The organism is Sinorhizobium sp. KGO-5, assembly GCF_036245905.1.
GTDB classification, from domain to species: domain Bacteria; phylum Pseudomonadota; class Alphaproteobacteria; order Rhizobiales; family Rhizobiaceae; genus Sinorhizobium; species Sinorhizobium meliloti_A.
The window spans coordinates 372,095-392,225 of record NZ_BDIZ01000004.1; the positions used below are offsets into that span (position 1 = coordinate 372,095).

Genomic DNA, 20,131 nt, shown 5'->3' on the forward strand with positions numbered 1-20,131 from the left:
CGTCATGCCTTGCCGGCGACGTGATCGGCGAAGGCCTGTACGAAGCCGCGCAGCCTCTCCAGGGTCTGATCGTCCTTCAGCTGTCCGTCGCCGTCGAACAATGTATCGGCTTTCGGCACCATCAGCCGCTTGCCCGACCACATTTCGGCGCCGAGCGTCCGCATCACCGACAGCCAGGCGTTTTGGCTGAGAATGGTCCCGAAGCTTCCCGAAGATGCGCCGGCGAGCGCGAACGGCCGGCCGCCGAAGACCTTCTTTATGTCGGCTGGCGGGCGACTCAGCCAGTCGATCGCATTCTTGAAAACACCCGGGACCGAATTGTTGTATTCCGGCGTGAAGAAAATGACGCCGTCCGCCGCGACGATCTTCTGCTTCAGCGCTTCCGCAGCGGCCGGAACGCCGCTTTCGGCCTCCACGTCTCCGTCATACAGCGGAATGCCATGCAAGGTCGCGGTCTCGAATTCCACCCCGTCCGGCGCCACCGCTTGTGCGGCCTTGAGCAATGCAGTGTTGAAGGAGGCCTTCCGCAGACTGCCCGATATGCCGAGAAGCTTGGTCATGAACGACAAATTCCTTTCGCTGGCGCGATGCCGCGCAAATCCCGCGTCAGTCAAAAAACTAGCGGGCTCGCGGCAAAAGGAAAGCCGGAATCGCTTCCGGCTCTTCATGTCCCGGCCCGGCGAGAACGGCAGCCGTTACTCCAGAGGCTTCAGTCTCGCCTCGATCTGAGCCCTCTTCGGCTCGAGGAACGGCGGCAGCGATAGGCTTTCGCCAAGGGTTTCCATCGGTTCGTCGACCGCAAAGCCGGGCCCGTCGGTGGCGATCTCGAAGAGGATGCCGTTCGGCTCGCGGAAGTAGAGCGAACGGAAGTAGAAGCGCTCGACCTCGCCACTCGACGGCAGGCGGAACTCGCCGAGCCGCTCCGTCCACCGATGCAGCGTTTCGACATCCGGCGCCCGGAAAGCGACGTGGTGGACGGCGCCCGCCCCCTGGCGAGCGGCCGGCAGATCGGGCTGGACCGCTACATGCAGTTCCGCCGCCGGCCCACCCTCGCCCATCGAGAAGACATGCACCTCTCCGACACCATCGGGCGACGGATAGCTCCGCAGTTCGGCCATGTTCATGACACGCGTCAGCACGAGCGCGGTGTTGCTGAGGTCCGGCACGCTGATGGTGATCGGCCCAAGGCCCTTGATCTGGTGCTCGGCCGGAACCGGGCTCCTTTCCCAAGGGTGGGACGGCGCCAATCCACCGTCGTCGACGAGCCGGAAGCGCTGGCCCTCGCCGTCCTCGAAATCGAGGGAGATACGGCCGTCGATTTCGGCGACCTCGCCGGAAGCGACCTCCAACTCATCGAAACGGCGCTTCCACCACCGCACGGTTTCTGCGCTGCCGACCCGAAGCCCGGTCCGCGAAATGCTGTGCGTGCCGCGTCCCTCGGGTCCGACCGGCCAGTCGAAGAAGGTCAGATCCGTGCCGGGGGTCGCCTGCCCGTCGGCATAGAAGAGATGATAGGCCGTCGTGTCGTCCTGGTTGACGGTCTTCTTCACCAGGCGGAGACCCAGCGTCCCCGTGTAGAAGCGCAGGTTCTCCGGCGCATTGGCGGTTATCGCGGTCAGATGGTGAATACCAGTCAGTTGCAAGCTCATGATTGCCTCCTATCGCTATGCTGCAGCACCTTTTGCGTCAGTTGCGCGGCGCTGCAGGGCGGGCATTTCGGTTGAGCACAATATCGATCCGACCGAGCGTTTCCAAAAGGGGGACGACGCGAACAGATTGTTCTCCGATTAAGAACGATCTGGCAGATCAGCCGCGTTTCAAGTCCATGAGATAAGTATTCTCCGCCCGGGAAATGGCAAATGCCTGCGGGTCGATTTCGGCGAAGATCAGGGTTTCATCCGCGGAACCGGCCTTTGCCAGTGCCTGGCCATCCGGTGACGCTATCAGCGAGAGTCCCGCAAAGGAAAACATGTCATCCGAACCGCAGTGATTGACATAGGCGACGAAGAGCTGGTTCTCGAAGGCCCGCGTCCGGATCATATGGTCGGTGATGAAAGTGCCGGACCATCCGGCCGGGAGGGCCGTCGGCACCAGCACCGCATCGGCACCCGCAAGCGCCAGGCGACGGACGTTTTCGGGGAATTCGACGTCGTAGCAGATCAGCATGCCGCAAGTGACGCCGCGATGTTTGAACAGGCGTGTCGAGGGCTCCGCCGGCGTGAAGAGCGAACGCTCGTAATCGCCATAGAGATGCGACTTCCGATAGACAATCGGGGTGGCATCCGCGTCGACATGGACGGCGCTGTTGTAAATGGCGTCCGCGTCCTGCTCCGCGAATCCGGCAACGATGGCGATGCCGGTTTGCAGCGAGATGCGCCCCAATTCTCGAACGATCGGCCCATCCGCCGGCTCCGCGAGCCTGCGGATGGCTTCCCCCGCGCCGTAGCCGGTGATTGCGAGTTCGGGGGCGACGAGCAGGCTCGCCCCCTTCCCGCAAGCCGCGATCGCCGCCCGCTCGATGCGGGCGAGATTGGCGGCAACGTCGCCGCCAATGCTCTTCATCTGCAGGGCAGCGAACTTCATCATTTTCCGTCCGACGACATGGCGCCGAGCAGCTTCGGCAGGTCTCCGAAGCGGGCGACGAGGCTGAAGATGACCGCGGCCGTCGTGACGAAGAGGATCGTCACGGAAGCCATGGTGGGCGTATAGCCGTAGCGAAGCGCGTTGAAGATCTTGATCGGCAGCGTCTCCATCGTGAAGCCGACGGTCATGTAGGCGACGATATACTCATTGAGCGACAGCACGAAGGCGAAGGCATAGCCGGAAACGATATAGGGCAGGATCAACGGCAGAACGACGGTGCGGAAGACCGTGCGGTCGTCCGCGCCCATCGTCGAGGCCGCCTCGACCAGCGAGCGGTCGATCGAGGTGAAGCCGAGAGACAGCGTGACGAGCGGCAGGGTCACGAAGAAGATCGCGTGGCTGACGACGGCGGTCCAGGGCTGGCCGTAAAAGCCGGCCGTCGCCCAGAAGGTGAGCAGGCCGAGCGCGGTGATGACCGGCGGCAGCGTGAAGGGCGCGACCCCCAGAAGCTGGAAGACGTTCGCCCATGGCGCGACGCGCCGCCACAGGAACCAGGCAAGCGGCAGCGCGATCGCGACCGCAAGTACGGCGGAAAGGAGCGCCAGCGTCACCGAGGCAAAAAGCGCGCTGCGCCATTCGGGGTTCAGGAAGATTTCCCCGTACCAGGATGTGGAGAAACCCTGGGGGGGAAAGGCGAGCGTCTGCTTGGCGTTGACCGAGACGCCGGCGACGACGATCAGCGGCAAAGCGAGAAAGAGCCCGATCAGCGAGAAGTAGACCTTGCGGAAAATGGTGCTCATGCCGCCTCTCCCTTCCGTCCCGCGATGACCGTTAGAGCCACCAGCCCAAGCGTCACCAGGACGAGAAACACCGCCATCGCCGCGGCGAAGGGCATGTTGGACTGATAGATCGCCTGATCGGTGATGAGCACCGACAACGTCCAGTGCTGCGGCCGGCCGAGGAGTTGCGGCAGGAGATAGGAGCCGAGCGCGAAGATGAAGACCATGATCAGCGTCGCGGTGATCGTGTTTCTCAGCGCCGGAACGACGACGGTGAAGAAGGCCCTGAGCGGCGAGGCACCGAGTGTGCGGGCGGCTTCCGTCAGTGTCGGGTCGAGGCGCACGAGCGCGGGGAAAAGCACGAGCACGGTATAGGGAAAGGCCTGATAGACCATGCCGGTCAGCACAGCGGCAAAACTCGGCGTGAGCGCCTTCGCCTCACCCATGAGCCCGAGCGCCACGAGGATGTTGGTGATGCCGGCCGTGCGCGAGAAAAGGGTGGACCATGCAAAACCGATGATGACTTCGGAGAGAGAAAGCACGGAGAGCAGAGCGACGAGCCACACGACCTGCACCCGGCGCGCCATACGCGTGAGCAGATAGGTGAAGGGCAGCGCCAAGACCACGCAGCACGCGGCGACCGCGATCGCCAGCATCAAGGAAAAGCCGAGCACGCCGCCGAAGAAGGCTGAGAGGAAGCGGGCATAATTGTCGTAGACGAAGGCCGGCGTATAGAAGCCGCCCTGCTGGCGCTGAAAGAAACTGACTGCGATCATCGTGCCGAAGGGCACCACGAAGAAGATCGTCAGCATTCCCGCAGGGAAGAGGATCGGCAGGTAATCACCGAAGGTTCGGGGCGGTTCGCGTCTCATCTGGCGAGCACCACACAGACATCCGGCGTGAGAGCGACGCCGACCTGTTGGCCGACCGTCACCTGCGGCCGGGCGCGCGGCGTCGAGACCGCGACGATCTGCCGGCCGGCGACATCGACGAATGTCTCGATCGTGCCCCCGAGGTCGCGCACGAAGGTCACGGTGCCGGAAAGCGCTCCGGTACCCGGCGCGGTCAGGTGCACGTCTTCCGGGCGGATCGAAAGCATCGCCTTCGCCGCACCCGGCGGCAACTGCAGGCCCGGCACGGGCTGGCCGAGCACCGTCACGCGGCCCGAAGTGTCCGCCTCCGCTTCGATCAGATTGGTCTGCCCGATAAAGTCGGCGACGAAGCTGTCGGCCGGCCGGCGGTAGATCTCGATCGGCGAGGCAGCCTGCCGGATCTCGCCGCCGTTCATGACCACGACCGTATCGGCCATGGTCATCGCCTCGCGCTGGTCGTGAGTGACGACGATGGTGGTGATGCCGAGCTTCTGCTGCAACTGCCTGAGCTCGACCTGCATCGCCTCGCGCAGCTTGGCGTCGAGCGCCGACAGGGGCTCGTCGAGCAGGAAGAGCTTCGGCGAAATCGCCAGCGCCCGGGCTATCGCCACGCGCTGGCGCTGGCCGCCGGAGAGCTTCGAGACCGGCCGGTCGGCATAGCCCGACAGGTGGATCATCGAAAGCAGCTCGTCGACCCGTTTTCTCTGGTCGTCCTTGGGCGCGCCGCGGATGCGCAGCGGATAGGCGATATTCTCGCCGACGGTCAGGTGGGGGAACAGCGCCAGCGACTGGAACACCATGCCGAGATTGCGTTTATGCGTCGGAACCCGGGTGATGTCCTCGCCGTCGAGCCCTATGGAGCCCGAGGTCGGCAGGTCCAGACCTGCGATCATGCGCAAGAGCGTGGTCTTGCCGCAGCCCGACGGCCCGAGCATGCAGACGAATGTGCCGTGCGGCACCATCAAGTCGACATCGTTGACGGCCCTGAACGACCCGAATTCCTTGACGACGTTTTGAAGGGCAAGTCCCGACATATGTTCCCCGTTTCGCGCCTCATGCGCGGATGTCACCGGCCACGTCAGACGCTGCCGCGGTGACACTTTCGAAATATCAAATCAGCTTATCCCCAAACCGCTTCCGGTTTAAGGTCGCGCAATACGCTGCGCCGCCCCGGGATACCGAGGCGGCGGCTCATGGCCGGCCTCAGCCGACGATCAGTTCCGTCCACTTCTGGTTCAGCCAATCCGACTTCGTCTGGTAGAGATCGTAGCGCGGAACGATCGGCTCGATGTCCGAGGAGACGGCAGCGAATTCCTTATCGGTCAGATCGGTGGACTCGCGTTTGACCGTCGGCGAGGTGCCGACCTTGCGCGAGAGCGTCGCCTGAACCGCAGGCTGGCACATGTAGTCGATGAAGATGTGGGCTTCCTCGACCCTCTGCGACGCGCGCGAAAGCGCCCAGCAGCCGGAATCCTGGATGCCGCCCTCCTTGGGGAAGGTGGAACGCACCGGATGACCATCCGCCGCGGCAAGCCCCGTCACGTCGTGATAATATTGCCCCATCGGGATTTCGCCCGACTTCAGCGCCTGTTCGAACTGCGCTTCGTCGCGGTACCAGAGACGGACGTTCGGCTTCACTTCGGCGAGCTTTTCGAACGCTTTGAGAACCCCCTCTTCCGTGTCGAGCGCATTGGTGCCGCCCATGAAGGTCTTGGCTGTCACTTCGAGCAGGAAGGAGTTGGAGACCAGCGCCAGGAGGCCGAGCTTGTCGGCATTCGCCGGATCCCAGAACGCCTGCCACGAGGTCGGCGCCTCCTTGTAGACGTCGGTATTGGTCACCAGCGTGATGTACCAGGAAACGGCGCCGATGCCGGCGATGCGGCCGTCCGGATATTTGTTGACGAAGCGGTCGAGCAGGTTCGAGCCGTTCTTGATCTTGGCCATGTCGATCGGCGTCCAGAGGTCGGTCGCCTGCCCTTTGAGCATTGCCACCTGAGACATCATGGAAACGTCGGCGGGCGCCTGGCCGGCGCGGGCGGCCTGTTCGAGCTGGACGAGCCATGCCTCGCCGGTGGGCTCGGCGACGGATTCGATCGCGATGCCAGTCGCCTTGGTGAATTCGGGGAAGATGTTCTTGTCGAATGAGTCCTTGAAGTAGCCGCCATAGACGCCAACCTTCAGCGACTTGTCCTGCGCCCTCAGCACCGCCGGCATCGCCAGCATCGACGCGCCGGCAAGCCCCGCACCGAGCAGCGTGCGGCGCTTGATGGAATTGATGATCATCGCATGTCTCCTTTGTTTTTGGCGGATTGCGCCGCGTTCCCTTGTTCTAGTTGATTCCCTGCGCCCTTTGTCCCCGCTTCGCTTCAGCAAGGAAAATGATCTGGCAATAGATTATCGTGATCCGCTCGTGCCCGCCATGCGCATCGATTTCGGATCGTTCATCCGCGCATCAGCCCTTGCCGGCAACGGCCGGACTGAAGACCATCAGGCTCAGGATCTCGAAGAGCACCTGGGCGCCGGCATGGGCCGTATTGGTGGTCGTGTCGTATTGCGGCGCCACCTCGACGACGTCGCCGCCGACGAGATTGACGCCCTTCAGCCCGCGGATCAACTCCAGCACCTCACGCGTCGTAAGGCCTCCGACCTCCGGCGTACCGGTGCCCGGCGCGAAGCTCGGGTCGAGGCTGTCGACGTCGAAGGAGAGATAGGTCGGACCGTCGCCGACGATCTTCTTCGCCTTTTCGATGATGGCCGGAATACCCAGTCCGGTGACCTCCTCCGCATGAACGACCGTCATGCCGGACTCGTAGGAGAACTCCCACAGATATTCCGCCGAGCCGCGGATGCCGATCTGGATGACGCGGGTCGGGTCGAGCACGCCGTCGAGGACGGTGTTGCGGAACGGGCCGCCATGGTGGAACTTGGTCAGGTCAAAGGCGCCGCCAGTGTCGCAATGCGCGTCGATATGGATCATGCCGACCGGCTGCTTCTTGCCCACGGCCTTGAGGATCGGATGCGTGATCGAATGGTCGCCGCCGACGGAGAGCGGCACGACGCCCGCATCGACGATCTGGTTGATCCGCTTCTCGATGTCCTCGTGGCTGATTTCGAGCCGATAGCGGCTGCGGAAGGGAACATCGCCGATATCGGCGACCCTGAGATCGTGCACCGGTGCGCAGCCGAGCACGTGATTATAGGGCCCGATCCGCTCGATCGCGCGCAGCGCCCGTGGTCCGAAGCGCGATCCCGGGCGATTGGTGACGCCGAGGTCCATGGGAACGCCGATCATCGCCACCTGAAGATTGCCGAAATCGGGCTCATCGGCATCGACCGGCATGTGAGGTGCGGTCAGGAATGTCGGAATGCCGGAATAGGGCGCCAGCCGCGTGCCGCTCTTCGTGAAAATCTTGTCCGCGACCTTGCGGAAGGTCGGATCGAAGAGCTCGCCGCCATGGCTCTCGCCATATTTCGCCTTCAATGCGTTGAGCTTCTGTTCATCCCAAGCCATGCGCCGGACCTCCGTATCGTTCGGCCGGGGCTGGCACATGATGCACCGCAAGTCACGACTTGCGGTGTGCCGATCTGAAGCGGCGCAATCAGGTTCCCCGGCTTTTGCCTTTGTTGCGCATATTAGGAGACAATTCTTCTGGAAAAGCAATTGACATTGTTATAGCGTTTGATGTGAGAAAAATTCACATAGATGCCGCCTCTCCGGAGCTTCTTCTTGTCGAGCCGCCTGCCTCCGCTGAATCCGCTGCGCGCCTTCGAGGCAACCGCCCGGCGCGGCTCCGTTTCCGCTGCGGCGCGTGAGCTCAATGTCACCCACGGCGCGGTAAGCCATCAGATCCGCGCGCTCGAACTCTCCTTCAACGCGCCCCTTTTCGAGCGGGGCGGCAAGCGGCTGAAGCTGACCCCGCAGGGCGCGCTGCTCCTGCCTGCGGTGACGCATGCCTTCGCCGAGATCGCCGCGGCAACGGCGGCGATGACGCGGCCCGCGACGAGCGGGGAACTCACCGTCACCTGCGTCCCGGCACTGCTCTCCTTCTGGATGATTCCGCGCCTGCACCTCTTTACCGAGCAGTTCCCCGATGTCCAGTTGCGGCTGATCGCCACCAATGACGAGGCGAACCTCGATTCCCCGGACGTCGACGTCTGCCTGCTCTATGGCGACGGCAACTGGCAGGACTGCTGGTCGAGGCTCTGGAGCCGGCTCGAGCTTTTCCCGGTCGTCAGCCCGACGCTCCTCAACATGCGGCCGCTGCGCTCCATCCGGGACATCCGCGACCACGTGATGCTGCATGGCGACGACGGCCGCGAGTGGAACACCTGGCTCGCCGCAGCCGACGCGATCGATTTCCAGCGCGGCCGCCAGCATTTCATGAGCGATGCGCGGCTTTCGACCGAGGCGGCCCTCCACAATCAGGGCGTTGCGCTCGGCGATACGATCACCGCCGGCAGCCTGATCGCCCGCGGCGAGCTGATTGCCCCTTTCGACCTGACGGTTCCGGCCAACGACGCCTTTTTCGTCGCCTGCCGTAATGAAGTTCGCGCCGCGCCGATCGTCCGCGTTTTCATCGACTGGCTGTTTGCCGCTCTCGAAAGCGATCCGATGCCGGAGCTGCAGATGTCCGCCCGCACGATCATCCGCAGCCGCATGTCGAAGCCGGAAGATGCCGGCCGCAAGACAACACCGAAGAGCCTTCAACCCCGTTCGCCGCCGCGCAACCGGCGTCCGGAACGTCCGCAGAGGCGCAAAATCAAATCATGATGCGGGGCTGAGAATCCCGTCCGCTTCAACAACAGGAAATCCGCCATGCCGCATTTCAATCCCCTCGTCGAAAAGCTCTCGCCGCCGCCGATACCCTCGGTGCTCGCGTGGGCGAAGGCCTATGACGGGGCAAAAGGTCCCCTGATCGACCTCTCCCAAGCCGTGCCCGGCTATCCCGCTCATCCCGACATGCTGAAATGGCTGGGCGAAGCCGCGGCGTCGGCGGCCTACACGGGCTACGGAGCGATCGAGGGTGAAGCGGAACTGCGCCAGGCCTATGCCGAGCACGTGGCGTCGCTCTATGGCGCGGCGGTCGCCGCCGGCAACGTCCACATCACCTCAGGCTGCAACCAGGCCTTCATCTGTGCCGCGATGGCCGTTGCCGGGGCCGGCGATACGGTGCTGATGACCAATCCCTATTACTTCAACCAGGAGACCACGCTGGCGATGCTGGGGATCGATGTCGAGCTTGCGCCGCTCGATGCGGGCGCCGGGTTCCTGCCCGAGGTCGAGACCATCGCCTCTGCCTTGCGGCCGGGCATCCGGGCACTCGCGCTCGTTTCGCCCAACAATCCCACGGGAGCGGTCTACCCGCCCCAACTGCTGCAGCGCATCTACGACCTCTGCCGCGCGAACGGAACCTGGCTCATTCTGGACGAAACCTATCGCGACTTCCTGCCGGATGCGGCCGCCGCGCCGCACGGCCTGCTTCGAACCCCGGGCTGGGAGGACGGTTTCATCGGTCTTTACAGTTTCTCGAAGTCCTTCTGCATTCCGGGCCATCGTCTCGGCGCGATCACCGCCGGACCGCAGGTGGTCGAGCAGGTCGCCAAGATCATGGACAATCTCCAGATCTGCGCCCCGCGTTCCCCCCAGGCGGCCGTCGCGAGAGCGATACCGGCGCTTGCCGACTGGCGGCTTGCCAACCGCGCCGAAATCGCCGCCCGCGCCGAGGCGCTGAGGACGATCATGACCCGGCTGCCGCAATGGAACCTTCAGGCAGTGGGCGCCTATTTTGCCTATATCCGCCACCCCTTCCCCGATATCGAGTCGCAATTCGTCGCCGAGAAGCTGGCGAAGCTCGCCGGCGTCCTCTGCTTGCCCGGCGATTATTTCGGCGAGGGTCAGGAGAACTACCTGCGCTTCGCCTTCGCCAATGCGGACGTGGCTACGATCCTCAAGCTCGAAGAGCGCCTCGCGCGATTCGAGCTGCCGGGTATCTGAGTGGCTCAGCCGCGGCGGGCGATCAGGATGCCGATCAGCACGATCGCGCCGCCGATCGCCTGCATGGCGCCCACCGGCTCGCTCAGCAGAACCCAGGCGAGCAGCGCAGCCACGACCGGCTGCAGGAGCAGCGTCAGCGAAGAAAAGGCCGGCGGCAAAAAAGCGAGCGCATAGGTGATCGCCACCTGTCCGCCGGCGTGGCTCACGAAGGCAAGTCCGAAGAGCATGGCCCAGCCGAAGGCGCTCGTCGGGAAAAGCGACGGCTCGGCCAACAGGGCCATCGGCAGCATGCAAACGGCTGCCGATGCGGTGCTCCAGATCATGATCCGGTTGGTGCTGAAGCGGCTTCGCAGACGCCCGATCGCGAGAATGTAGCCGGCATAGAACGCGGCCGCGACGATGGCGATCCCATCGCCGGCGAGATCGCCGCCGCCGAGTGCCGTCGGACCGCCTTTCAGGACCACTACGCCGGCGATCGCCGTGGCGAGGCCGCCCAGGAAGATGCCGCTGACCGCCGAGCGGAACAGAGCCCATCCGGCAAGCGTCACGAAGACCGGCGCCAGATTGGCAAGCAGCGTCGCATTGGCGACCGAGGTCATGGTGAGCGCAAGGTGCCAGGCTGCGAGATCGATGGCCAGAAATACGCCCGGCAGGACAAGTTGAGCGTAATCGGACAGGCGCTGCGGGGGCTTGTCCGCGGCTGTGCCGCCGCGCAGCCGTGACCAGGCCAGCAGCGGAATCAGCGCCAGCGCGACACGCCAGAAGGCAGTGGCCATCGGCCCCACTTCCGAGAGCCGCACGAAGATCGGCGATCCGCCGATGGCGGCACCGCCGATGATGAGCGCGGCCATGGCAAGTCTGTTACGGGGAGCGGCGGAACTGGCGGCTTGGGTCACGGCGATGTCCGATGGCTGGGAAGCGCGCGCAGAACCGGCGCGCGGCAAGCCAGCTATCAGAATCCCGCCGCAAACGACAGCCGAATTCGCCCGATAGGCGAAAAACGACCACACGCGAAAACGTGCGGCCGTGGGAGAAACGACCGGTCAGGCTGCGTCCGGCAGGTGAACCGTTTTCACCTCCAGGAAGTCCTCGAGCCCGAACATCCCGCCTTCCCGGCCGTTGCCGGACTGCTTGTAGCCGCCGAAGGGGCTTCCGTAGCGGTGCGGACCGCCGTTGATGTGCACCATGCCGGCGCGGAGACGCGATGCCACCCGCTCCGCCCTTTCGCGGTCGCGCGTCTGGACATAGGCCGCGAGGCCGTATTTCGTGTCGTTGGCGATCGCGATCGCCTCCTCTTCCGTATCGAAGGGAATGATCGAAAGCACCGGTCCGAACACTTCCTCGCGCGCGATTCGCATGGAATTGTCGACATCGGCGAAGATCGTCGGCTGGACGAAATATCCGGTCTCGAAGCCTTCCGGCTTGCCGGGGCCGCCGGCCAGGAGCGTCGCGCCCTCGGCAACGCCCGCTTCGATCAGCGCCTGCACCCGCTCGAACTGAATATGGCTGACGAGCGGGCCGATATGGGAGCCATCCTTCGTCGGATCGCCGACCCTCGCCTCCATGCCGACGCGCCTGGCGATTTCCACGACCTCGTCATAGGCGCTGCGCTCGACGAGCATACGTGTCGGGGCATCACAGGACTGGCCGGAATTGTTGAAGCATTCGAGAATGCTGGCGGTCACCCGCTCCTCGATATCGGCATCGGCAAAGACGATGTTCGGCGACTTTCCGCCGAGTTCGAGCGTGACGCGCTTGACCGTATCGGCGGCGTCCTTGCTGACGGCGATACCCGCCCGCGTCGAACCGGTGAAGGACATCATGTCGATGTCCTTGTGCTTCGACAGCGCCGCCCCGGCATGAATGCCGTCACCATTGACGAGGTTGAAGACGCCGGCCGGAAAGCCCGCCTCTTCGATCATCTCGGCGTAGAGCATGGCGTTCAGCGGCGTGAATTCGCTGGGTTTCAGGACGCAGGTGCAGCCGGTCGCAAGCGCCGGGACGACCTTGAGCGCGATCTGGTTGACCGGCCAGTTCCACGGCGTGATAAGACCGCAGACGCCGATCGGCTCACGCAGGAGCGTGTCGCCGTTCGGCAGCTTTTCCTTGAGTTTCAGGCGCTTCAGGGCATCGATGAAGCCCTGAAGATGGCCGACGCCCACATCCGCCTGCTGCTCGCGGCTCATCGTTCTCGGCGCACCGAGTTCGGCCGTGATGGTGTCGGCCATTTCATCGTAACGCCGCTTGTAGATCGCGAGCAGCTTTTCGAGCAGCGCCAGCCGTTCCTCGACGCTCGTCCGGCTATAGCTTGCGAATGCCTTCTTGGCGGCTGCAACCGCCCGGTCGACGTCGGCAGCGGTGCCGAGCGAGATAACCGCTATCGGCTTCTCGGTCGCCGGATTGAGCACCAGAAGATCGTTCTGCGTGGCCGGCTCAACCCATTTGCCGTCGATGTAGAATTTCCGTTTGTCGAGCATTCGCTCCTCCATCCCGTCTGATTTCCGCCGGCAAGGCTACGACGGCGGCTGCACGCGGACAAGGGCGGAAAAGCGGAAGGGAGCGTGTCGGGAAACGGCACCGGCCGATGAACGGCTGCAGATGCATGAGCACCTGCAGCCGTTGCGAAATCAGAACGCGCCGATGAGGAGCGCGCAGATGAAAGTGAAGGCTGCAGCCACCGCGATGGCCTGGGTAAAGTGTCTGGCAATCGGACGACGGCCTGGTCGAGCCCGGTAGACGGTATAGCGGGATTGGGTCATCGCCTTGGTCGCGTTCATTATGTCTCTCCGCTGTTGGGGCGTGGCCTGTAGCCGTTGTTCTCCTATATTCTTGATCGAATTCCTAGATAATTTTTTCCCACGGATCAAACGAGAAATGAAAAATTCGTTTAACCGGCCTGCCGGGCAGTGCGGAAGGTCTCCGATGCCCAGAAGCGATCGCCCCGGCTACCAGCCGACGGCGTCCTTGAGCATGTACCACCACGATCCGACAGTCGAATACTGCGCGCGGAACATCCGTCCGCCGGGGAATGGATACCAGGGCAGCTTCGCGAAGACATCGAAGCGCGCCGCGTCCCCGTCGATCGCTTCGGCAAGAGTGCGGCCGAAAAGGTGGGAGCCCGTCACGCCATGACCGCTATAGCCATGGGCGAAATAGGTATTGCTGCCGATCCGCCCCATTTGCGGCACGCGCGTGAAGGAGAGTGCGAAGTTGCCGCTCCAGGCATAGTCGATCTTCACGCCCTTGAGCCGCGGAAAGACCTTTTCGAGATTTGGCCTGAGCTTTGCCACGACATCCGCCGGGTCGGTACCGCCATAGACGGTGCCGCCGCCGAAAATCATCCGCTTGTCGGCGGACAGCCGGAAATAGTCGAGAATGTAGCGAACGTCCTCCACGCACATGTCGCTCGGGATCAGCGAATGGGCAAGCTCCTCGCCGAGCGGCGCGGTGGTGATCATCTGGGTCGAAACGGGCATGACGCGGGTGGCGAGCTTCGGCACGGCATCGCCAAGATAGGCGTTGCCGCAAAGCACGACGATCCGGGCGGAAACCTCGCCCCTCTCGGTATGGACGGTCGGCCGGGCCGATTCGTGGTCGACACGGGTCACCGGTGACATCTCGTAGATCACGCCGCCGAGGCTCTCCAGGGCGCGTGCCTCGCCGAGCACCAGATTGAGCGGATGCATATGGCCGCCGGTGGTGTCGAGCATGCCGCCGCAATAGGCCTCGGAATCGACGAGCTTGCGCAGCGCCTCGCGGTCGAGAAGCTGATGATCGTCCATTCCGTGTTTGCGCCAGAGCGCCTGCTTGGCCTCGAGCTCCTTCATGTGGGCTCCGGTATAGGCGGCATAGATATTGCCGGGCTTCAGATCGCACTCGATCCGATACTCGCTGACGAGCCGGCGAATGATCCGTCCGCCTTCCTGCACAAGGCCGCCGATGAAGCGGGCGGCATCCTCGCCGTAACGGCGCTCGATCGTCGCCAGGCCGGCATTGAGGCCGTTGACGATCTGGCCGCCGTTGCGTCCGGAGGCGCCCCAGCCCACCTGCGCGCCCTCGACCACGGTGACCTTGTAGCCCTTTTCGGCAAGATGAATGGCCGTGGACAGGCCCGAATACCCCGCGCCGACGATGCAGATGTCGGTTTCGATCCGGCCTTCCAGCATGACCGGATTGCGGATGATGTTGCGCGAGGCGGCGTAATAGCTCGTCGGGTAGCTGCCGTCCCCGGCGTAGGATTTCTGCTTCCGTGCCATCAGACGATTTCCAGATAGGCGCTGAATTCGTAATCCGTGACCTGCTCGGCGAAGCCGGCGATCTCCTGGCGCTTGCAGGCGATCAGCATGGAGCGAAGCACGGGATCGAAGATCTCGGCGGCGATCGGTCCGGCCTCGAAGGCGTCGACCGCCTGCCCCCAATCGGCAGGAATTTTGGGCAATTTCTCCGTCGCATAGGCTCGTCCCTCGACGGGCGCCGGCGGCTTCCATTTGTTGCGGATGCCTACGAGCGCCGCGCCGAGGATCGCGGCGATGACGAGATAGGGATTGGCGTCGGCGCCCGCGACGCGGTGCTCGATCCGCCGCGCCGCCGGATTGCCGCCCGGAATGCGGATTGCCGAGGTGCGGTTCTCGTAACCCCAGGAAATCGAGGTCGGCGCATGCGTGTCGGGCCGCAGCCGCCGGTAGGAATTGAAGTGCGGGGCGAACATGAGCGTCGTCTCGGCCATGCCGCGCAGGAGGCCGGCCACCGCATGCTTGAGCACGGCCGATCCCTCGTCGCTGCCGTCGTCGAAGACGTTGTTGCCTTCCTCGTCGAGCAGGCTGAAATGGATGTGCATGCCGTTGCCGGAACGGGTGCCGTAGGGTTTGGCCATGAAGGTCGCCGCGAGCCCGTGCTTGCGGGCGACCCCCTTGACGATGCGCTTGAAGAAGATCGCGTCATCCGCCGCCTTCAGCGGATCGTCGCTGTGCAGCAGATTGATCTCGAACTGGCCGATGCCGTTTTCGGCTATCGCCGCATCGGCCGGCACGTTCTGCCGCGCGCACTCCCTGTAGACGTCGGAGAAGAACTCGCCGAAATCGTCGAGCTCGTCGATCGAAAGGATCGCGTCGGAATCGAGCCGCTTGCCGGTATAGGGCGAGATCGGCGGGACGGCGCTGTCCGGCTCGGGATCGATGAGATAGAATTCCAGCTCCGTCGCCACCACCGGGCGCAGCCCCAGTTCGCGATATTCGCGCATGATCGCCGCGAGCGCCTGGCGCGGATCGGCAAGAAAGGGCCTGCCGTTCTCGACGAACAGCCAGAGCGGAACCAGCGCGCTCGGCCGCGACGTCCAGTTGACCGGCAGGGCCCCTCGCCCCGTGACGCCGCAGATGCCGTCGCGGTCGCCGGTCGCAAAGACCTGCGCGCTGCCGATGATGTCCTCACCCCAGACGTCGACGCCTACGATCGAGAGCGGCATGCGGATGCCGCCGCCGAGCACCTTCCTGGCCTGCTCCACCGGCACCCGCTTGCCGCGCATGATGCCGTTCAGGTCGCAAATCACCGCCTGGATACTTTCTATCGGGCCGTTCTGCTCAAGCCAGGACTGGAACACTTCCGGGTCGTCCGCATCGATTGACATATCGTATTTCTTTTTGTGATCACATTATCGGGAAATTGACATAGTTGCAGTTTTGAAGTCAAGCTGCCCCGGGTCGGTAGGATCGACTCGTTCCAACGCCCGCGTGCGGGAGGAATCGCCGTCTTGAAGACCCTTGCTCTGCCCGCCCTTGATCGGCCGGAAGGCATGACGACCCACGACTATGCCTTTGCGCGTCTCAGGCAGGCGATCATGGTGGGCGCCTTCCGGCCCGGAACCTCCGTCACCATACGCGGGCTCGCAAATGCGCTGGAGAGCAGCCCCACGCCGGTGCGCGAAGCACTGCGTCAGCTGACCTCGATCGGTGCCCTGCAATTTCTGGAGAACCGGCGGATCGTCGTGCCGCGAATCACGCCGGCGCGTTTCGAGGAGCTGATCTCGCTTCGTATCGCGCTTGAAAGCCACGCCGCGCGCAGGGCCGTCGCCCATCTCTCCGACCGGCAGATAGACCGCATCATCGCATTGGATGACGCGATCGAGGCCGCGATCCTGGCCGGACAGAAAGCGCAGGCGCTGATCGCCAATCAGGAATTTCACCGGCGGATCTATACGGCCAATCCCGATCAGGTCGTCATGCCGTTCGTAGAGAGCCTCTGGCTCCAGCTCGGGCCGATCCTCGGCATTGCCATGGAGCACGTCACGGAATTCTATGTCATCGACCGTCACCGTGAGGCCATCGAGGCCCTGAGACGGCGTGACGAGGACGCCGTGGCGCAAGCCATCGCCGCCGACATCCGCGAGGGCATCGGCGGCTTCGATCAGCAGGCGATCGGCAAGCTGCTCGCGCTTGCGCGGTGAATGAGGCCTTGCGTCTGCTCCAGTAGGGTAACCACCCTGATCTGCCCCTCACCCTAGCCCTCTCCGCGCGCGGGGAGAGGGGACACCCCTGTGTTCCGCTTCAGCCTCGATGGGTCAATACGGACTCGTCTCCTCTCCCCGCAAGCGGGGAGAGGGCTAGGGTGAGGGGCAGACCTCAAGACGCAACGCGACGCTCATCTGGCCCTTGACCACCTCTCCTGTCCCCTGCATATTGCTCAGATGTCAGACCAATTATGGTTCTTGGGAGAACCGGATGCCCCTGCAGGATAGAGCGATGCTCCTGCCCCTGCCGCCCGCAGACCGGGCGCAGCAGGTAATATCCGCTCTTGCCGATTTCATTCAAAGATCGGGGCTGAACCCCGGGGATCGCTTGCCTGCCGAGCGGGAAATGATGGCGGCGCTCGCCGTCGGCCGCTCCACCATTCGTGAGGTGCTGAGCCATTTCCAGGCGCTCGGCGTTGTCGAGGCGCGCAAGGGCAGCGGCACCTATCTCCTGCGCGCCATTTCCACCGCAACCATCCACATGCCGCTGGCGCTCGACACGGAGCACCTTCGCGACGCGCTGCTGCAGACGCTCGAAGTGCGGCGCGGCATCGAGGTCGAGGCCGGCATGGTCGCTTCGCGGCGCCGCACGGAGGCCGACCTCGTCAACATCGAAACGAAGCTCAACGAGATGGAGCGGGTCCATCTCGCCAAGGGAACCTCCGGCCCGGAAGACCTCGCCTTCCATCTTGCAATCTACGACGCGACCCACAATCCGCTCTTCAAGCAACTGCTCGAACAGATGCGCGAGGCCTTCGAACGCTTCTGGGACGAGCCCTTCGACCGCTCGGACTTCGCAAGGCGCTCCTTTCCCTTTCACCGAACGCTCTTCGATGCGATCGCGGCGCAGGACGCCGAGGCCGCGCGCGCGGAAACGCTGAAAATCCTCGCGGTCGTCGAGGAAGACATCAAGGAAATGTCCAAATGAACAACGGCCTCGATCCGTTCGAGAGAGCCTCCCTTATCGTCGCGCATGACGAAAGCAACGCTTTCGATGCAGTCGTACCGCCGATCGTGCAGACCTCGCTCTTCACCTTCAAGAACTATGACGAGATGGTCGCTTCCTATCGGGGCGAGCGCGTGCGGCCTATCTACACCCGCGGCCTCAACCCGACGGTCAGGCATTTCGAGGAGATGCTGGCGAAGCTCGAAGCCGCCGAAGACGCCATCGGTTTCGCAAGCGGCATGTCGGCGATCTCCTCCACAGTCCTCTCCTTCGTCGAGCCGGGCGACCGCATCGTCGCCGTGAAACATGTCTATCCCGATGCGTTCCGCCTCTTCGGCACGCATCTGAAGCGCATGCGTATCGAGGTCACCTATGTGGACGGGCGCGACGAAGAGGCGGTTGCCAGGGCGCTTCCAGGCGCCAAGCTCTTCTACATGGAAAGCCCGACAAGCTGGGTGATGGACGCGCACGATGTCGCAGCGCTTGCGGCTCTCGCACGCCGGCAGGGGATCGTCACGGTCATCGACAACAGCTGGGCCAGTCCGGTGTTTCAGCAGCCGGTCTCGCTCGGCGTCGACCTCGTCATTCACTCCGCATCGAAATATCTGAGCGGCCATAGCGATGTCGTCGCCGGCGTCGTCGCCGGGTCGAGCGACCTGATCGGCCGCATCCGTTCGGAAGCCTATCCCTATCTCGGCGGCAAGCTTTCGCCCTTCGACGCCTGGCTGCTGATCCGGGGCATGCGCACGCTGCCGGTGCGGATGAAGGCACATGAGCGCTCGGCGCTCGCGGTCGCCCGTCGTCTGGCCGAGCATCCGCTGGTCGAAACCGTCTGCCACCCGGGCCTCGGCAACCATCTGCCCCCCGGTCTCTCCGGCACCTCCGGACTTTTCTCCTTCATCTTCCGCGAAGGCGTCGACGTGCGCCGCTTCGCCGATCACCTGAAACTCTTCAAGCTCGGCGTCTCCTGGGGCGGCCACGAAAGCCTCATCGTGCCGGGCGAAGTCGTCCTGGCGCAGAAAGCCGAGCCCAATTCCGCGGCAGCCTTCGGCATTTCACCGCGGTCGGTACGGCTCCATGTCGGCCTGGAGGGAACGGAGGCCCTCTGGAGCGATCTCGAAACGGCGATGACAGCCGCTTCATCAGGCTGACGAACACGCAACCAGCGAGAACAAAGGGAACGATAAAATGAGGAAACTGATCACCACCACCCTGCTTGCCACGCTGATGGCCGGCAGCGCCCTTGCCGACACCAAGCTGAAGCTCGTCGAGGTCATCACCAGCCCCGAGCGCACCGAAACGCTGAAGTCGATCGTCGCCAAGTTCGAACAGGCGAACCCCGGCACGACCGTGGAGATCATTTCGCTGCCCTGGGGCGAAGCCTTCCAGAAATTCGCGACCATGGTCTCGGCCGGCGAAATCCCCGACGTCATGGAAATGCCGGACACCTGGCTGTCGCTCTACGCCAATAACGGCATGCTCGAAAGCCTCGAGCCCTATCTCGAAAAGTGGGAGCACACCCCCGGCCTCACAGAGCGCGCGCTCGAACTCGGCCGCGACGTCAACGACACCGCCTATATGCTGCCCTATGGCTTCTATCTCCGGGCGATGTTCTACAACAAGAAGCTGCTCTCCGAAGCGGGCGTCTCCGAACCGCCGAAGACGATGGACGACTTCGTCAAGGCTTCCGAGGCGGTCTCCAAGCTGCCGGGCAAATCGGGCTATTGCCTGCGCGGCGGTCCGGGCGGTCTCAACGGCTGGGTGATGTTCGGCGCGACCATGGCCGGCGACAACAAGTTCTTCAACGAGGACGGCACCTCGACGATGAACAGCGAGGGCTGGATCAAGGGCCTCACCTGGGTCATCGACCTCTACAAGAACGGCCTCGCCCCCAAGGATAGCGTCAACTGGGGCTTCAACGAGATCGTCGCCGGCTTCTACAGCGGCACCTGCGCCTTCCTCGACCAGGATCCGGACGCGTTGATCGCGATCGCCCAGCGCATGAAGCCGGAGGATTTCGGCGTCACCACCATGCCCAAGGGGCCGAGCGGCAAGGCCTTTACCACGATCGGCTTTGCCGGCTGGTCGATTCTTGCCGCCAGCCAGAACAAAGATCTCTCCTGGAAGCTGATCGAAACGCTGGAAGGCCCCGAAGGCAATATCGAGTGGAACAAGCGCACCGGCGCGCTGCCCGTCCATAAGTCGGCCGAGAAGGACCCCTTCTATGCGAGCCCGCAGTTCAAGGGCTGGTTCGACGAACTCGCCGACAAGGACGTCGTGCTGACGGTCATGCCGACCTATCTCGAAGAATTCGCCTTCTTCAAGGATTCGCTCGCCATCAAGACGACCCAGGAGGCCCTGCTCGGCGACATCACGCCGGAAGAGCTCGCCAATCAATGGGCCGACTACCTGACCAAGGCGCAGCAGAAGTACCTCGCAAGCAAGAAGTAACGC

The 20,131-nt window shown here is 63.8% G+C and carries 19 protein-coding genes; 6 read left to right on the forward strand and 13 right to left on the reverse strand.

What is annotated here, in order from left to right; translation table 11 throughout:
• Nucleotides 1–2: 2 nt before the first annotated feature.
• From BHD07_RS20175 to speB, 8 genes are all read right to left on the reverse strand, one after another.
• Nucleotides 3–560, reverse strand: a complete 558-nt coding sequence (locus BHD07_RS20175) for an NADPH-dependent FMN reductase (protein ID WP_100671918.1) — start codon at nt 558–560, stop codon at nt 3–5.
• Nucleotides 561–695: 135 nt separating this feature from the next.
• Nucleotides 696–1,649 carry a ring-cleaving dioxygenase gene (locus BHD07_RS20180; protein WP_275597481.1) on the reverse strand — a complete coding sequence of 318 codons (954 nt, stop codon included), beginning with the start codon at nt 1,647–1,649 and terminating at the stop codon, nt 696–698.
• A gap of 157 nt (nt 1,650–1,806) precedes the next feature.
• Complete coding sequence (locus BHD07_RS20185) at nt 1,807–2,586, reverse strand: carbon-nitrogen hydrolase family protein (protein WP_338282834.1); 780 nt, start codon at nt 2,584–2,586, stop codon at nt 1,807–1,809.
• Nucleotides 2,583–3,383, reverse strand: coding sequence for an ABC transporter permease (locus tag BHD07_RS20190; RefSeq protein WP_338282837.1), 801 nt, complete (start codon nt 3,381–3,383; stop codon nt 2,583–2,585). Before BHD07_RS20190 ends, BHD07_RS20185 begins: the two co-directional genes overlap by 4 nt.
• Nucleotides 3,380–4,234, reverse strand: a complete 855-nt coding sequence (locus BHD07_RS20195; RefSeq protein ID WP_018095777.1) for an ABC transporter permease — start codon at nt 4,232–4,234, stop codon at nt 3,380–3,382. Before BHD07_RS20195 ends, BHD07_RS20190 begins: the two co-directional genes overlap by 4 nt.
• On the reverse strand, nt 4,231–5,268 hold the full coding sequence (locus BHD07_RS20200; protein WP_275597480.1) for an ABC transporter ATP-binding protein: 1,038 nt from the start codon (nt 5,266–5,268) through the stop codon (nt 4,231–4,233). Before BHD07_RS20200 ends, BHD07_RS20195 begins: the two co-directional genes overlap by 4 nt.
• Nucleotides 5,269–5,437: 169 nt before the next feature.
• Nucleotides 5,438–6,517: an ABC transporter substrate-binding protein gene (locus tag BHD07_RS20205; RefSeq protein ID WP_275597479.1), complete on the reverse strand. Its 1,080-nt coding sequence runs from the start codon at nt 6,515–6,517 to the stop codon at nt 5,438–5,440.
• A gap of 169 nt (nt 6,518–6,686) precedes the next feature.
• Nucleotides 6,687–7,745, reverse strand: coding sequence for an agmatinase (gene speB / locus BHD07_RS20210; protein ID WP_275597478.1), 1,059 nt, complete (start codon nt 7,743–7,745; stop codon nt 6,687–6,689).
• A gap of 192 nt (nt 7,746–7,937) precedes the next feature.
• Here speB and BHD07_RS20215 point away from each other — a divergent pair, with 192 nt between their 5' ends.
• Complete coding sequence (locus BHD07_RS20215) at nt 7,938–9,005, forward strand: LysR substrate-binding domain-containing protein (RefSeq protein ID WP_275597477.1); 1,068 nt, start codon at nt 7,938–7,940, stop codon at nt 9,003–9,005.
• A gap of 45 nt (nt 9,006–9,050) precedes the next feature.
• Entirely contained in the window at nt 9,051–10,229 is a 1,179-nt protein-coding gene (locus BHD07_RS20220) for an aminotransferase (RefSeq protein WP_100671924.1), read from the forward strand.
• 5 nt (nt 10,230–10,234) lie between these two features.
• On the opposite strand, the gene BHD07_RS20225 is transcribed toward BHD07_RS20220, so the two are convergent.
• The 5 genes from BHD07_RS20225 to BHD07_RS20245 form a co-directional block, all read right to left on the reverse strand.
• A complete protein-coding gene (locus BHD07_RS20225) occupies nt 10,235–11,125 on the reverse strand; it encodes a DMT family transporter (protein ID WP_375341872.1) in 891 nt (296 codons plus the stop codon).
• Between the two features lie 147 nt (nt 11,126–11,272).
• Nucleotides 11,273–12,706 carry an aldehyde dehydrogenase family protein gene (locus tag BHD07_RS20230; protein ID WP_275597476.1) on the reverse strand — a complete coding sequence of 478 codons (1,434 nt, stop codon included), beginning with the start codon at nt 12,704–12,706 and terminating at the stop codon, nt 11,273–11,275.
• A 150-nt stretch (nt 12,707–12,856) separates the two neighbouring features.
• Nucleotides 12,857–13,006, reverse strand: coding sequence for a hypothetical protein (locus BHD07_RS20235; protein ID WP_275597475.1), 150 nt, complete (start codon nt 13,004–13,006; stop codon nt 12,857–12,859).
• Nucleotides 13,007–13,174: 168 nt separating this feature from the next.
• Nucleotides 13,175–14,488, reverse strand: a complete 1,314-nt coding sequence (locus BHD07_RS20240) for an NAD(P)/FAD-dependent oxidoreductase (RefSeq protein WP_275598089.1) — start codon at nt 14,486–14,488, stop codon at nt 13,175–13,177.
• Nucleotides 14,485–15,852, reverse strand: a complete 1,368-nt coding sequence (locus BHD07_RS20245; protein WP_018095787.1) for a glutamine synthetase family protein — start codon at nt 15,850–15,852, stop codon at nt 14,485–14,487. The genes BHD07_RS20240 and BHD07_RS20245 overlap by 4 nt, the downstream gene beginning before the upstream one ends.
• Nucleotides 15,853–15,975: 123 nt before the next feature.
• Here BHD07_RS20245 and BHD07_RS20250 point away from each other — a divergent pair, with 123 nt between their 5' ends.
• From BHD07_RS20250 to BHD07_RS20265, 4 genes are all read left to right on the forward strand, one after another.
• Nucleotides 15,976–16,668, forward strand: a complete 693-nt coding sequence (locus BHD07_RS20250) for a GntR family transcriptional regulator (RefSeq protein WP_275597473.1) — start codon at nt 15,976–15,978, stop codon at nt 16,666–16,668.
• A 274-nt stretch (nt 16,669–16,942) separates the two neighbouring features.
• The gene (locus BHD07_RS20255) at nt 16,943–17,659 is read left to right on the forward strand and encodes a FadR/GntR family transcriptional regulator (RefSeq protein ID WP_100671930.1); all 717 of its coding nucleotides are present in this window, start codon (nt 16,943–16,945) and stop codon (nt 17,657–17,659) included.
• On the forward strand, nt 17,656–18,828 hold the full coding sequence (locus BHD07_RS20260) for a PLP-dependent transferase (protein ID WP_100671931.1): 1,173 nt from the start codon (nt 17,656–17,658) through the stop codon (nt 18,826–18,828). Before BHD07_RS20255 ends, BHD07_RS20260 begins: the two co-directional genes overlap by 4 nt.
• Nucleotides 18,829–18,865: 37 nt before the next feature.
• Nucleotides 18,866–20,128 (forward strand): ABC transporter substrate-binding protein, encoded by a 1,263-nt coding sequence (locus tag BHD07_RS20265; RefSeq protein ID WP_100671932.1) that lies wholly within the window; start codon nt 18,866–18,868, stop codon nt 20,126–20,128.
• The last annotated feature ends 3 nt before the right edge of the window (nt 20,129–20,131 follow it).

What these genes read in the sequence shown, in the direction of transcription:
- BHD07_RS20175 (WP_100671918.1), bottom strand. Translation starts at nt 560, where the DNA reads ATGACCAAGCTTCTCGGCATATCGGGCAGTCTGCGGAAGGCCTCCTTC.
- BHD07_RS20180 (WP_275597481.1), bottom strand. Translation starts at nt 1,649, where the DNA reads ATGAGCTTGCAACTGACTGGTATTCACCATCTGACCGCGATAACCGCC.
- BHD07_RS20185 (WP_338282834.1), bottom strand. Translation starts at nt 2,586, where the DNA reads ATGATGAAGTTCGCTGCCCTGCAGATGAAGAGCATTGGCGGCGACGTT.
- BHD07_RS20190 (WP_338282837.1), bottom strand. Translation starts at nt 3,383, where the DNA reads ATGAGCACCATTTTCCGCAAGGTCTACTTCTCGCTGATCGGGCTCTTT.
- BHD07_RS20195 (WP_018095777.1), bottom strand. Translation starts at nt 4,234, where the DNA reads ATGAGACGCGAACCGCCCCGAACCTTCGGTGATTACCTGCCGATCCTC.
- BHD07_RS20200 (WP_275597480.1), bottom strand. Translation starts at nt 5,268, where the DNA reads ATGTCGGGACTTGCCCTTCAAAACGTCGTCAAGGAATTCGGGTCGTTC.
- BHD07_RS20205 (WP_275597479.1), bottom strand. Translation starts at nt 6,517, where the DNA reads ATGATCATCAATTCCATCAAGCGCCGCACGCTGCTCGGTGCGGGGCTT.
- speB (WP_275597478.1), bottom strand. Translation starts at nt 7,745, where the DNA reads ATGGCTTGGGATGAACAGAAGCTCAACGCATTGAAGGCGAAATATGGC.
- BHD07_RS20215 (WP_275597477.1), top strand. Translation starts at nt 7,938, where the DNA reads ATGCCGCCTCTCCGGAGCTTCTTCTTGTCGAGCCGCCTGCCTCCGCTG.
- BHD07_RS20220 (WP_100671924.1), top strand. Translation starts at nt 9,051, where the DNA reads ATGCCGCATTTCAATCCCCTCGTCGAAAAGCTCTCGCCGCCGCCGATA.
- BHD07_RS20230 (WP_275597476.1), bottom strand. Translation starts at nt 12,706, where the DNA reads ATGCTCGACAAACGGAAATTCTACATCGACGGCAAATGGGTTGAGCCG.
- BHD07_RS20235 (WP_275597475.1), bottom strand. Translation starts at nt 13,006, where the DNA reads ATGAACGCGACCAAGGCGATGACCCAATCCCGCTATACCGTCTACCGG.
- BHD07_RS20245 (WP_018095787.1), bottom strand. Translation starts at nt 15,852, where the DNA reads ATGTCAATCGATGCGGACGACCCGGAAGTGTTCCAGTCCTGGCTTGAG.
- BHD07_RS20255 (WP_100671930.1), top strand. Translation starts at nt 16,943, where the DNA reads ATGCCCCTGCAGGATAGAGCGATGCTCCTGCCCCTGCCGCCCGCAGAC.
- BHD07_RS20260 (WP_100671931.1), top strand. Translation starts at nt 17,656, where the DNA reads ATGAACAACGGCCTCGATCCGTTCGAGAGAGCCTCCCTTATCGTCGCG.
- BHD07_RS20265 (WP_100671932.1), top strand. Translation starts at nt 18,866, where the DNA reads ATGAGGAAACTGATCACCACCACCCTGCTTGCCACGCTGATGGCCGGC.